Raw genomic sequence first — 12,828 nt, forward strand, 5'->3', positions numbered from 1 at the left:
TGAACGATCGATGATGCCAGTTGCTGTCTGCCCAGCGCTTTTATTCAAATCCTTCTAATACGATTTTACCGATTGTGCTGCCTGACAGGCTCTTGTGAAATGCTTCCTTCAGGTTTCCGGAATTAATTGGTTTGATAAGCTCTTTCATCGTTGTACGTACTTTCCCTGCATCCACAAGATTGGACACTTCATTAAGCAGTCGATGCTGTTCAATCATATCGTCCGTCTGAAATGCCGAACGAGTGTACATCAATTCCCAAGCAAACGTCACGCTTTTTATAAACAATTCACCAAGTTCAGCCGGCTGTTCGAATGGCAAAATCGAGCAGATTTTCCCCTGCGGCAAAATCACCTTCTTCATCTCATTCAAATGCTGATCCGGATTATTCAAAACAAAAATATACGGAACGCCAACCAGGCCAAGCTCTTTTAGTTGAGGTTCAAGCGGTCGATGATGATCGATAACATGATCGGCACCATGTTCTTTCGTCCATTTGATCGATTCAGGACGCGAGGCCGTAGCGATGACCGTTAGACCGGCAAGCTTGGCCAGTTGAGTCGCGATCGATCCGACGCCCCCCGCAGCCCCGATGATCAAGATACTTTTGCCCTCATTATCCGATGGATTTTTGGAAATACCCAATCGTTCATAATAAGCTTCCCACGCTGTAATGGTTGTTAACGGTAAAGCCGCTGCTTGCGCGAAATCGAGGCTCTTAGGCTTTTTGCCGACAATCCGTTCGTCGACCAGGTGAAACTCGCTGAATCCGCCCGGGCGAATGATGGATCCAGAATAATAAACTTCGTCACCGACTTTGAATATATTGCAATCCGGTCCTGCCTCGACTACCACGCCGGCTACATCCCGACCGGCTATCGTAAGCGACGAATCGTCCGGTTTTTTGTCCTTGTGTGACCGCCAATCCGACGGATTGACGGATACTGCCTTCACTGCTACGAGCAAATCCCTTCCTGACGCTTTCGGTCTCTCCACTTCAACCTCCTGAAACGGCGGTACTCCTTCCCCCGGTTCGTAATATCCGATCGCTCTCATCATCTTTTGGTTTAACATTGTTTATCCATCCTTCCTTATCTTCATCTTTTGTTTGAATGCAGCAGTTCTATTCCTTGCTGGCTCAGCTTCTTGTTATTTGTTTCGGGTTCACATTTAAGAACGATCATTCTAAAAAAAGTGCAAGCAATTATTACGATGGAAAAAAAAGCTTTAGGCAAAGAGGAGACTCGCGAGTTCAGGAACAATCGTTCTAATTTAAAGAAAAAAAACCATTATCCTTCTATAAGTTTAATCGATGTATTGGCTATGCGGTGAAGTTTTTCTTTGGCAACAGAGGTTCTTGCCATTGCCCTTATCCCAACCCAAACATTCTGCAGATATTCTGCCATTTCCCCGGCATCGTAATCAGTGGCAAATTCACCGTCCCGCTGCCCCCAGAGAATAATTTCCTTGAGTTGCTGCTCTGCTATTGTACACGCCTCAGTGAACTTGGCATCAACATCTGCATCGCGCGCTGCCAATTCTACAGCTGAATTCACCATTAAGCAGCCGGAAGGCAAGTCTACTTCTCCATCAATGATGAAGTCAAAAATAAACTGAAGAGCTTCCGCTGCAGACTTGGAGCGTTTAACTCCAGCTGCAAGCGCAGCGTTGATTTTATCGCCAAACCGATCCATCGCTTTTAGAAACAGCGTATGTTTGTCGCCAAATGTATCATACAAGCTTCTTCGATGGATTCCCATGTGCTCGACCAGATCGGTCATGGATGTCTTCTCATAACCTTGTTCCCAAAAGAGTCTCATCGCTTTATCCAATACCGCGTTCTCTTCAAACTCCTTGCTTCTCGCCATTCCGTTTCCCTCCCGCCATCAATATAACATATTGAGAACGATCGGTAAAGAGTTAATTGTCACCTTTACACATCGTTACATCACTAATTACACACCTTGGATTATCGTGATAATATTTCAATTTTCGCCGTTACTTATGATACGGTTCAGCATATCATTTATAGAGCGAAATCGGAAGGCACTCGGTTTGTGATTACTCCGTTGCTCCCCTTCAGGGAGTGAAGATATAGACTCCTCATCCTACAAGATCAAATGGTTTGGCTTGTGACTATACCCTTTTTTTCATTACCTTTGGGCGCTCGTTTATTTTGCCGTACGTCAGCTTTCGCCATATAAATTCCACGGGGCCGTTCTTAAACCATCTCAACCACAATGTACTGAAGATCATGAGCACTACGTACACGGCCAGACCGATCATGAACGTGCCAGAGGATTGAATCTGATCCGCAAGTCCGAATCCGTAACCAAGGAACAGAGTTGTTCCGATAATGGTGTGAAGCAGATAACAGGTCAATGACATCCGTCCGACTTTAGTGAAAATCATCAAAACGCCTCGCAGCTGTGGAACGTGGATAAACAGCATCGCAAGAGTGCTCATATAGAACACGCTTCCGGTTAAGCCCCCATTTTGTCCAAGTATAGAGGAAATTTCCATCCATAGCATATTCTCAAAAGGAATAATTAATTCGAGCAACATACTACTCTGTGTAATCAGAAAAGCGATCGTGCTAATGATCCAGATTCGCTTCCATATGCTCTTCTTCGCTTCCATTTTTTTGAAAAATTCCATCTTAACAAAGTACACGCCCAGCAGAAACATGATAAACATGGAATAGACTGTAGGGAAAGAGCTGGCAGCCATCGTTAACATATCTGCCCACCGAGCTCCGATAGATTCCAGGTAGATAAGGCCACTATTGTGGCTAGACAGAGCAAACTCTCCAAAATTCGACATATCTGGTGCTGCAGTATTTACGACATTGTATAACATCGTGAAAACAGGAGTCAGGAATTGAATCACGATGAGTGCGATAATCCATCGCAGAATCATTTTGGGCGTGTGTTTATAGAAAGCGAGAAGCAGGAAGCCGGTTACGGCGTAAAAGGCCAATATATCACCTACCCAAACAAAGGTGATATGCAAAACGCCAAACCCCAACAGGATGGATAACCTGCGGGCAAACAGCTTAGTAGGATTCTCAACCCGCTGCGCGGCTCGATCCATAAAAATCATAAACCCGACACCGAATAGGAAGGAGAATAACGTAACGAATTTCCCTTCGGCAAACCAAGAAACCAGATTATGAAATACGTCAACCGAGACCATATCGAATCCCTTTACGGAATCCACGATCAGATAATAATTGACAATAATAATGCCTAGCATAGCGAATCCACGTACGATGTCCAGAAAATGAACCCGTTCCTTCAGACTCATCGGTTGCCCTTGTCCTTCTTTTAGTACAATCATATTTAATGCTCCTTTTTCATTTATCATTGCAATATAAGGTTCGGATCTGAAACTTACACAAACTTGATTCTAACAATGGATAATTATAAAGATTGAATCTTAACGATGTTATGAAGGGCCACTATTTTCTCGGGAAATGTGACAAACTTATCTTCGATTGATGCGTTACGGTTATTTAGATAAGTAAGAGAATAAGTAGTCAAGTTGGCATTTGTTATATCTCTATTTAGCAAAAGGAATGATCGCTTTTGTACGAGAAAAATTCTGCATTAGTAGCTCTTTATACCTTGAAACTGCTTATATGCCCAAGCGGCATAGGAAGGATGTGCCTGAAGTAATTCCTCATGCCTTCCAACTCCTGTAACTTGTCCATATTCAAATACAATAATTTGATCCGCATGAACAACTGTCGATAATCTATGTGCGATTACAATGGTTGTACGATCTTGCATCAAATAATGCAGTGCCTTTTGAACCTCATGTTCTGATTCACTGTCCAAGCTAGCGGTTGCCTCATCTAAGAGCAAAATATCCGGTAGTCGCAGCAATGCACGAGCAATTGCTATACGCTGGCGTTGTCCGCCTGATAACTGAATCCCTCTCTCTCCTACTTCTGTATCATACTTTCTTGGCAAGGCATCAATGAAATCATGGGCATAAGCAAGCCGTGCTACATTAATCAGTTCCAGCTCACTCACTTCGTCTTCTCTTCCATAAATAATATTATCTCGAATTGTACCTGCTATAAGGGGGCTTTCTTGGGACACATAACCAATTTTCTTACGCCAATCATGGAGAGCAAATGAATCAATTGCCGCACCACCCCAATATATGTTTCCGGTTTCCGGCTCATAAAATTTCTCGATTAGCGAAAAAATGGTCGTTTTACCGCTTCCGCTAGGACCAACAAAAGCAGTTACTTTACGATCTGGTATGGTAAAAGTGGCATTGAGCAGAATTTGTTTATCCTTTTCATAACCAAAACAAACCTCACGAAACTCTAAGATATTATGCTTATCTGGTATCACAGAGTTTTTGTTATCAGTTTCGAGGGGCTGTTCCAATATGAGCCTTAGCCTCTCTGTTGAGCCCATCACTTTTTTCAAATTCGAAAAAAATGACCCAAACTGTTCAAAAGGAATCATAATTTGAAATAATAATAAAATGTATGATACAAGTTTCCCTGCGCTAAGGGCGCCAGAGGAAACACGAACTCCACCGTATCCAATAATTACAACCAGAAGCACAATCATGATCAACGTCATCAATGGCATCAGTACTGCATTGATCCGAGCTTCTTTCATTTCTGATTGATATAGATCATCCATGTTAGCTGCGCCGTTTTTCAATTCCTTTCGCTCCGAGTTAGAGGCCTTAACCAGTCTCATTTCCCCAATGACTTGGGAAAGTGTCGAGGATAGTGCTGCCAAGTGTTCCTGTAAACGCACAGAAATGGTATACATCTTGTCTCCCATTGGCATCATTACAGCCAAACTAATAGGTAATACCAACATTATGATTAACGTCATTTGCCAATCCAAATAAAACAACATTACTAAAGCACCAATAATTGTAATTAAATTGGAAATAAAATTGATTAAGTGATCGGTAATGAGCGATTTAATCTCATTTGTATCGTTTGCAACGCGACTCATGAGATCCCCAGAGCGGTAGCGATCAAAAAAACGCATCGGCAGATAAAGCATCTTTTCCCAAAGCTGTTTACGCAATTGATTGACCATTCTATTACCGACATAAGCTAACAGATAGTATGAGAATCCACTCGATACGGCTTGCAAAATAAAGATAAAAACAAGCTGTATAATCAAAGTGGCATTTAATAATTCTAAACGAAATTGATCTATCATATTTCCAGTAACAATCGGAACGATCAATCCCGACAATGAACTAATAATACTTAAAATAAGGGCTATGCCCAGAATTAGCTTGGGAACTTCTGTAGAGAATAATAGATTCCCTAAATAGCGTAGACCGGTTTTATTTATGGGTTTTTCAAGATCTCGTTTATTTGTATACTCATCATGAATGCTCATAATTACTCCTTATTATATTTTTTTGAATTTTATAGTTGATACCATTAGATAGGAAGAAATAAGCAAGGTAATTACTGATATAAGTGTTGAACTATTCGTGCCTGGTGCAATTAGCGAGTATGCGGCGAGAATAAAACCTGCTACGGTTATAGGAATTCCGCGAAAGGTCCCCTCAAATTCTCTGATATTAAATAGCGCCAATCTATACGACAAGCTTCAGCATGCCAAGATCATCAAAATTAAATTTAAAATAAATAAGTAAAGCTGGCGCAATACCAAATGAAACCAAATCAGCTAAGGAATCTAACTCCTTGCCGAATTCACTGCAAACATCTAATCGTCTGGCGATTCTCCCATCGTATCTATCAATAAAAGCTGCAATAATGATATACATCGCACTTACGAAGTAATTTTGATTAAAGATCTCAACAATTGAAAATACCCCGAATGACATATTTGTAAAGGTAAGCAGATTGGGAATATTTTTCATAAACATAGATTCTCCTTACTAATGATGGATTTTATTAAGACCCACTATTACTTTTTTTGAAAATGGATAACTTGTTAATAAGCTTATCTTTGTAAATCAATCCCAGAGTAAAAGCTAAGACTAAAACTCCAGATATGATTACGGTTGATAAATAATTTTTGTGATAAATGTTAGATCCAATGCTCACAGAAGCTAGAAGCCACGGAAATCTGGCGATAATTAAAATCAAGAAAAACTTTAGTGGCTTTATAGTCGTCAGTCCCGCGGCATAAATGAATAAATCTTTGGGAATTCCAGGAATAATAAATATGATGAACAAGAAGATAGAAAACTTTTTATTCTCCATCATACCTGCCATCCATTGAAATTTATTTTTCTTCAGTAAACTCTCAATAAATGCCCCGCCTAAAAACCTAGTGAAATAAAATGCCATAATAGCCCCTAGTAACATGCCTGCAGTGATAAACAGCGTACCTACAGAAGTCCCATAGATATATCCACCAGCAATTTGAATCACTTCACCGGGTATTGGTGCAATAACAGTTTGGAGAAGTTGGAAAAAAATAAGTATAACCGGCCCTAATTTCCCCATTGAAAGAATATAATCTCGAAAACTATCCAGAGACACCGTCAATTTAAGAATTTCTGGTGAATAACGAATGAATAAGACCATCATTAGAAGCCCCAGAGACGCAGTGATAATCTTGTTAAATCGTTGCTTTTTAGATGAAACCCCCATACCTTTTAACCCACTCCCATTTTCTTATGATTTACAAGCTTATGTGAATTTTCTTAAGAATGGGGGCATCATAATTCTTAAGAATTCTTAAGTCACTTAGTATTCTGTGGTTTATAGGTTGTTTACACTTTATAATGGAGGCACAGTCACATTAGAGGAGGGATATTGATGAATCATACAAAAAATATTCTTGTGGCTGACGATAACGATGAGATTAGAGAGATTGTCCGGGTCCTGCTGGAGAGCGAACAATATAACGTTACTGAAGCTATAGACGGCGAGGACGCTGTGAATAAAGTAGATGAAACTATAGATTTAATCATTCTGGATGTTATGATGCCCAGAAAATCTGGATTTAAGGCCTGTGTAGAAATTCGCGAGAAAACAAGCGCTCCCATTTTGTTTTTAACTGCCAAAACTCAAGACTCCGATAAATATTTGGCTTTTTCTGCAGGAAGTGATGATTATCTGTCAAAGCCGTTCTCCTATACAGAATTGGTTTCAAGAGTGAAAGCCTTGCTTAGAAGATATTATGTGTATAAAGGAAAAGATACTGTTGCGGAGTCTCCAGATATTATTAAAATTAATGAACTAACCGTTAAAACGAAGGGCAATGAAGTATGGATGGGCGACGAAGAACTTACACTAACCGAAATTGAGTACAAAATTTTATCCTTGATGTCCAGTAATAGAAACAAGATATTTTCAGCACAAAATCTATACGAAAGCGTCTGGGGAGAACCGTATTTCTATAGCTGTAACAATACAGTTATGGTTCATATCAGGAATCTTAGAATGAAATTAGAAAAAGATACTCAAAACCCCAAGTTTATTAAAACCGTTTGGGGAAAGGGGTATCGAATTGAGTAAACTCTTTTTATGGGGAAAATTAAAATTAAAATTAATCCTGTGTCTTATTTTTTCGTTTACGTTTTCTCTAGTCTTATTTTTGTTATTGCAAACCACAGGAGAAGACATACTAGAGCGTTACTTAACTAAAACCTCGTTTATCGAAAAACAAGAGCAACTAGCCATTTCTGAATTCGAAAAGTATGTTTCTGAGAAGAATCTTTCACTTAAGGATCATGATAAAATAGCCCAATGGATTCGGGAAACTAAATATGTAAATATTTATATTTATACAGACAATAAACTCATTTACGCGACAGATGGCTATACAACAACTACCGAGAATGGGGGCCTATCGGTAGATCCGAATTTGAAAAGTACTCCTCAATTATTAAACATTCAATTTTCCGATGCTCGCGCCCAAATTTACCTGGAATACTTCTTTGAATACAAGTACTATCATATGGTTACTATTTTGGGTGTGGCCATTTCGTTCTTATTCTTTATATTCATCATGCTGTTCTTTATAAACAAGAAAACCTCCTATATTGGAACTCTTGAGAATGAAATTAAAATATTAGAAGGTGGAGACTTAACTTATACAATCACAATAAAAGGGAACGACGAATTGTCATCACTGGCCCATAGCATTAATGAGATGAGAAAGTCATTTATTGAACGATTGGATAATGAGAATCAAGCCAGATTTGCAAATAGCGAGCTGGTCACCGCAATGTCCCATGACTTAAGGACACCTCTCACAGCATTGGTCGGATACTTGGATATTATTGAATTTAAGAAATATCAGACGGATGAAGCTTTTAATAAATACATCCATAACAGCAGGGAAAAAGCATACCAAATTAAGCACCTTTCGGACAAACTATTTGAGTACTTTACTGTGTTTAATACTGAAGATAACAATCTAGATTTTGAACGATTCGATGGAAATCAATTGATGGAGCAACTCTTAGATGAGCAACTCTTAGTGTTAGAAAATAACGGATTTCATTTTGTGTTAGAGCCTTGCAACATACCATTTCACTTAGATGTACACTTAATTTCTTTTCGAAGAGTTTTTGACAACATCTTCTCAAATATTATCAAGTATGCCGATAAGTCGAAAACAATCAAAATTAATTATGAAATTAAAGACGGCTTGTTATTTATCGATATTGAAAATGATATAAAAAAAGAAGCACATGAAGTGAGTAGTACGGGAATCGGTATGAAAACTTGCAAAAAAATCATAGAACAACATAAAGGACAAATAACTGTTACAAGTAATAAGGAAACTTATTCTGTTCACATTAGCTTGACATTAAGGAGGCTTATTAATGCAAGAGATTAATACCAATCGATTAATATTAAGGAACTTTGCTGAGAAGGATGCCCCAGGCATGTTGGAATATTTGGTCAATCCAAGGGTGAATTGTTTCCTTGACGAACGAATTTCAACATTAAATGAAGCTATCAATAGTGCCAATAAAAAGAGTCAAGATGACTCTCATATTGCTGTCTGCTTGAAGGAGAACGGCGATCTAATAGGAGAGTTATTCTGTATGAAAGAAGAGCCCGATACCTATGGTGTAGGATGGAATTTCAACCATAAATATGAAGGGAGAGGGTATGCAAGTGAAAGTGCAGAAGCTTTATTACAGTATCTCTTCACTCAAAAAGAAGCAAGAAGGATCTATGCATATGTTGAGGATGACAACTATAAATCCCAGAAGCTATGCGAGAAGTTAGGGATGCGTAAAGAGGGCTGTTTCTTGGAATTTATCTCGTTCACCAAGTACGATGACGGAACACCCAAATACGAAAACACCCTGCAATATGCTTTGCTTAAAAAAGAATGGTTAGTAGCAATGAATAAAGGTATTGAAGAAGTTAGATATTCCCAACCTGACTCTCTGTAAGACTCTTTTTCCTTGAAAAGTTTCGCCCTATTTATGATACGGTTCACCCCGATTAATCTTAAAAGGTACAGATTACTCCGATCTCATGGCCTGGTGAAAACCAAAAAGATCATTGTTTACAAACCAACCAACAACGACTTATCCCATAGCTAACGCGCTGTTCCATCCGTCGTTGCCGGCTTGGAAATCTTGTCCTCCGCCTTCAGAGTGCATGCGCGGCTGACGCGGCAAATTTTATCGGATCGGAATGTACACGGTCATATTGACTTTGTCGGCCGAGGAATTCATAACGTCGGTCACTTCGAAATCCGGCCCTTCCCTTCTCTCGTAATTGCTGTTTGGCAGCCAAGTGCCGTAGATGTATTTCCATGTATTCTGCCCAAGCTCCGGCGCACTGTTCACTTTGAATGCCGCATATTTCCCCGCAGGTATTTCAAAACAGGAGAAGCCCGGCTCCGTTTCTGCGAAAGCCGTCACTTCTTCGCCGATAAGGTAGGAAAATTCGCCGTTGTCCTTATAATCGTGACCGATGCCGTATGCAAAAGCCGGCCGGGCTTTGTTAGGAATTCGCATAAAGTATTCGTTTCTGCCAAAATGCTCGTAAAAGCCCGGGATCTCGTCGAAATACGATTCGTTACTCAAATTCGTCCGGTAGTTATACCCGATAATTTTGATCGCTGCCATCTCGATCGTTTCCGGCTTGTACATGTTCAGCCCTCCTCTAATATTCGCGCCGTAATCCGCCAGGTCAATCCTTGGCTGGCACATCGGCGACATCTGCAATTTGCGGTATTTCGCCGGCGTTACGCCGAAATAACCGGCGAAAGCGCGAGTGAACGCTTCTTGCGATCCGTATTGCCAGGAAACGGCGATCCGAAGCACGGTATCATTCGTTTCGCGAAGCTCGGCCGCAGCTTCGGCGAGCCTCCTTTTGCGAATATACTCTTGCACCGTGAAGCCGGAAATCGCATGAAACAGCCTTTGAAAATGATACATGGAAAACCCCGCTTCCGAGGCGATATCCGTCAGGTTCAGAGGCTCTTGAAGCCGCCTCTCAATGAATGCGATCGCATGTTGTATTCGGGTATAGTGTTCCATTTGATTAATTATCCGTCTCCTTCGTCGTCGTTTGCTTCCATCATACCGTTTTTTGCCGGACGTTATTTGATTTGTAGTGCTTTTTTTAATTTTCCTCAGCGGCCGATGAGGCTGCATCATTTCCAGAGATCGCAGCTGCGTTCTCGAGAGCATGTTAACACCTCTTGTCATCATCATATTTTAATCTTATGATCATTGTGTATCCGGTAATCGGAGCTGTCTTTTTGAAGAAAAATATCGCGAAATCTCAGTCTTATATTTTATTAGCGGATTTAATATTAGGGAGATAAGCAAGTATCTTAACCTTACTGTAAGTTCAGTCGAAAGCCGCCTTTAACGTACTAAGGAAAAATTAAAAAAGGAGTTGAGTTCATTGGTCAAAGAAATACTGACGCAAAACAAATTAGGTGAAGAGTTTGAACGAAAAGTAATTGAACGGCTTCAAGGTGTGGTGGTTGTCTACATTCCTGCGATCAATCTAAGTGAATCCGCTGATTGGTATGAAAGATATATTGGTTATAAAGTCACGCACAGGGGAGATATTTGGTCATTGGAAAAGCCAGGATATCTTAAGATCATTCTGTCGGAAATCGGTTGCGGCTCACATCCGGTACAGTTTTATAAAGCTGGCGAAAAAAGTGCTGTAATGATGATTGGTACCCCTGATGTTGGCGATTATCATGAGTTCTTAAAGCAAAAAGGAGTGCAAGTAACAGACATTTTAGACCGTGGTAGTTGCGGAAGAAGTTTTCAAATGAAGGATCCAGCGGGAAACACAATCATGGTTGATGCCCTTTAAAATGCAGGTAGCGAAACAAAGACCGGATTCCTTATCGATTAAGGAAATCCGGTTTTTTTTCGCAGCTGGGCGAAGTTCAACTGCCGTTAAACAGCTGTTATTAGGAAACGGCGAGGCCTTGCGCGAACCCGCCGTCAACAGGCAGTTCGGTACCGGTGGTAAAGGTCGCGTCAACAGCCAGGAACAGGGCGGCGGCAGCGACCTCTTCAACTGTGCCGTGGCGCTTCAACGGAGTAATTTCGTCGCCTTGCTTCATAAACTCCGCCCGCTCCTCGTCGGTCAGGCCCGGAACACCCATAGTCGGGGTATCGATGTAGCCGGGGGCAACCGAATTTACTCGGATCTTCCTCGGCAGGAACTCGGCGGCGAGCACCTGTGCGAAGGCCCGCACAGCCTCCTTCGAACCGGAATAGGCGCTCAATCCGGGAAAGATCGTATCATTGGCAACCGTGGTGAAAACAATCGCGCCACCATCGTTGATCAGTGGCGCCAGACGCTGAACCGTGAAGAACGCACCCTTGGTATTGATATTAAAGTGACGTTCCCAGGATGCCTCGGTCACCTGCTCGAGCAGGTTGATCTCTGCGATGCCATGGTTGACGAACAAGTAGTCAATGCGGCCCAGTTTGTTCCCGACGAGCTCGCCGAGCGCGTCGATGTCGGCCATGACCGCCGCATCAGAGCGAACGATATGTGCCGCCCCTGAATTGAGCTCAGCCCGGGCTTCTTCGATCTTCTTCTCGTTACGGCCGGTGAATACGACTTCTGCTCCCCCTTTCAGGAGCGCCTTGACGATTGCTAACCCCATGCCATGGGTACCGCCTGTGACGACGGCTTTCTTACCTGCGTACTTGTTCATATGAATCCTCCTCGATTCGTCAGAATTATCTATGACAAATCGAATTCTAAAGGATAACACCTGAACAAAGAAGAACGCACTTTATTGTGCTATAAACACCAAATAGTTCTATAGGTACCGTAAAGTACCTGCATTTGGGTTGAGAAAGACGTATTTTGTTAAACGCTCAATTAAGACTTGCTTCGATGAAATTGCCCCTGAATAAATTTTTCTCCCCACTCGCACAGCTGATCCAGAATCGTGCTCAGCGACTCTCCTATTTCAGTCATTTCATAGACTACTTTCGGCGGTACTTGATTGTAGACCGTTCTGGAAATAATTCCGTCGTCCTCCAACTCCCGGAGCTGCTGCGTCAACATTTTTTGCGTAATGCCGGGCATTGCTTTCTTAAGCTCACTCGTTCGCTTGGGTCCATAGGACAAGTGGCATAGAATCAGAGTCTTCCATTTACCTCCAATGACATCGAGCGTAGCTTCCGCCGGAATGGTGTATTTGTGACTCGGTTGCGGTTCCATGAATGGTTTCCTCCTGTCGGTGAATGTGATTTTCAATATAACACAGGTACTTTTTGGTGCCTATATAACTATTTGGTGTTAATAGCACAATAAAGTGCGTTCTTCCCTATTTTCATTATATGTTACATACTTCCCTTACACCACCATTCAAATTTTAAAAAAGTTACCG

General features: G+C 41.3%; 13 protein-coding genes and 1 pseudogene. 5 read left to right on the forward strand and 9 right to left on the reverse strand.

Annotated elements, in window-relative coordinates; translation table 11 throughout:
- Positions 1-40 precede the first annotated feature (40 nt).
- The 6 genes from H581_RS0129530 to H581_RS0129555 all read right to left on the reverse strand — a co-directional run bounded on the left by H581_RS0129530 (position 41) and on the right by H581_RS0129555 (position 6,620).
- Complete coding sequence (locus H581_RS0129530; RefSeq protein ID WP_029192403.1) at positions 41-1,072, reverse strand: zinc-binding alcohol dehydrogenase family protein; 1,032 nt, start codon at positions 1,070-1,072, stop codon at positions 41-43.
- Between the two features lie 215 nt (positions 1,073-1,287).
- Positions 1,288-1,866, reverse strand: coding sequence for a TetR/AcrR family transcriptional regulator (locus H581_RS0129535; RefSeq protein ID WP_029192404.1), 579 nt, complete (start codon positions 1,864-1,866; stop codon positions 1,288-1,290).
- 268 nt (positions 1,867-2,134) lie between these two features.
- The gene (locus H581_RS0129540) at positions 2,135-3,337 is read right to left on the reverse strand and encodes a DUF418 domain-containing protein (protein WP_029192405.1); all 1,203 of its coding nucleotides are present in this window, start codon (positions 3,335-3,337) and stop codon (positions 2,135-2,137) included.
- A gap of 269 nt (positions 3,338-3,606) precedes the next feature.
- Positions 3,607-5,391 (reverse strand): ABC transporter ATP-binding protein, encoded by a 1,785-nt coding sequence (locus H581_RS0129545; RefSeq protein WP_036720499.1) that lies wholly within the window; start codon positions 5,389-5,391, stop codon positions 3,607-3,609.
- 202 nt (positions 5,392-5,593) lie between these two features.
- Entirely contained in the window at positions 5,594-5,881 is a 288-nt protein-coding gene (locus H581_RS38675) for a CDP-alcohol phosphatidyltransferase family protein (protein WP_211231513.1), read from the reverse strand.
- Between the two features lie 34 nt (positions 5,882-5,915).
- Positions 5,916-6,620, reverse strand: a complete 705-nt coding sequence (locus H581_RS0129555) for a TVP38/TMEM64 family protein (protein ID WP_029192407.1) — start codon at positions 6,618-6,620, stop codon at positions 5,916-5,918.
- 168 nt (positions 6,621-6,788) lie between these two features.
- On the opposite strand from H581_RS0129555, the gene H581_RS0129560 reads away from it, so the two are divergent.
- The 3 genes from H581_RS0129560 to H581_RS35790 are packed head-to-tail and all read left to right on the forward strand — an operon-like array spanning position 6,789 to position 9,388.
- A complete protein-coding gene (locus tag H581_RS0129560; RefSeq protein ID WP_029192408.1) occupies positions 6,789-7,490 on the forward strand; it encodes a response regulator transcription factor in 702 nt (233 codons plus the stop codon).
- Positions 7,483-8,820: a HAMP domain-containing sensor histidine kinase gene (locus H581_RS0129565; protein ID WP_029192409.1), complete on the forward strand. Its 1,338-nt coding sequence runs from the start codon at positions 7,483-7,485 to the stop codon at positions 8,818-8,820. The genes H581_RS0129560 and H581_RS0129565 overlap by 8 nt, the downstream gene beginning before the upstream one ends.
- On the forward strand, positions 8,807-9,388 hold the full coding sequence (locus tag H581_RS35790; RefSeq protein WP_051251455.1) for a GNAT family N-acetyltransferase: 582 nt from the start codon (positions 8,807-8,809) through the stop codon (positions 9,386-9,388). The genes H581_RS0129565 and H581_RS35790 overlap by 14 nt, the downstream gene beginning before the upstream one ends.
- 234 nt (positions 9,389-9,622) lie before the next feature.
- Here H581_RS35790 and H581_RS0129575 read toward each other — a convergent pair whose 3' ends face one another.
- On the reverse strand, positions 9,623-10,486 hold the full coding sequence (locus H581_RS0129575; protein WP_029192410.1) for an AraC family transcriptional regulator: 864 nt from the start codon (positions 10,484-10,486) through the stop codon (positions 9,623-9,625).
- A gap of 241 nt (positions 10,487-10,727) precedes the next feature.
- Here H581_RS0129575 and H581_RS39810 point away from each other — a divergent pair.
- A pseudogene (locus tag H581_RS39810) lies at positions 10,728-10,823 on the forward strand (hypothetical protein); the annotation flags it as partial.
- A gap of 36 nt (positions 10,824-10,859) precedes the next feature.
- Complete coding sequence (locus H581_RS0129580; RefSeq protein WP_029192411.1) at positions 10,860-11,285, forward strand: VOC family protein; 426 nt, start codon at positions 10,860-10,862, stop codon at positions 11,283-11,285.
- 100 nt (positions 11,286-11,385) lie between these two features.
- Here the strand turns inward: H581_RS0129580 and H581_RS0129585 are convergent, their stop codons facing one another.
- Together H581_RS0129585 and H581_RS0129590 are read right to left on the reverse strand one after the other, a co-directional pair.
- Positions 11,386-12,144, reverse strand: a complete 759-nt coding sequence (locus H581_RS0129585; protein WP_029192412.1) for an SDR family oxidoreductase — start codon at positions 12,142-12,144, stop codon at positions 11,386-11,388.
- A 170-nt stretch (positions 12,145-12,314) separates the two neighbouring features.
- Entirely contained in the window at positions 12,315-12,659 is a 345-nt protein-coding gene (locus H581_RS0129590) for a winged helix-turn-helix transcriptional regulator (protein ID WP_029192413.1), read from the reverse strand.
- Positions 12,660-12,828: the final 169 nt, after the last annotated feature.

The sequence above is a fragment of the Paenibacillus harenae DSM 16969 genome (assembly GCF_000422465.1).
GTDB classification, from domain to species: Bacteria; Bacillota; Bacilli; order Paenibacillales; family Paenibacillaceae; genus Pristimantibacillus; species Pristimantibacillus harenae.

Coding starts and splice junctions, on each gene's coding strand:
- H581_RS0129535 (WP_029192404.1), bottom strand. CDS start 1,866: ATGGCGAGAAGCAAGGAGTTTGAAGAGAACGCGGTATTGGATAAAGCG.
- H581_RS0129555 (WP_029192407.1), bottom strand. CDS start 6,620: ATGGGGGTTTCATCTAAAAAGCAACGATTTAACAAGATTATCACTGCG.
- H581_RS0129560 (WP_029192408.1), top strand. CDS start 6,789: ATGAATCATACAAAAAATATTCTTGTGGCTGACGATAACGATGAGATT.
- H581_RS0129585 (WP_029192412.1), bottom strand. CDS start 12,144: ATGAACAAGTACGCAGGTAAGAAAGCCGTCGTCACAGGCGGTACCCAT.
- H581_RS0129545 (WP_036720499.1), bottom strand. CDS start 5,391: ATGAGCATTCATGATGAGTATACAAATAAACGAGATCTTGAAAAACCC.
- H581_RS35790 (WP_051251455.1), top strand. CDS start 8,807: ATGCAAGAGATTAATACCAATCGATTAATATTAAGGAACTTTGCTGAG.
- H581_RS0129530 (WP_029192403.1), bottom strand. CDS start 1,072: ATGTTAAACCAAAAGATGATGAGAGCGATCGGATATTACGAACCGGGG.
- H581_RS0129540 (WP_029192405.1), bottom strand. CDS start 3,337: ATGATTGTACTAAAAGAAGGACAAGGGCAACCGATGAGTCTGAAGGAA.
- H581_RS0129590 (WP_029192413.1), bottom strand. CDS start 12,659: ATGGAACCGCAACCGAGTCACAAATACACCATTCCGGCGGAAGCTACG.
- H581_RS0129575 (WP_029192410.1), bottom strand. CDS start 10,486: ATGGAACACTATACCCGAATACAACATGCGATCGCATTCATTGAGAGG.
- H581_RS38675 (WP_211231513.1), bottom strand. CDS start 5,881: ATGAAAAATATTCCCAATCTGCTTACCTTTACAAATATGTCATTCGGG.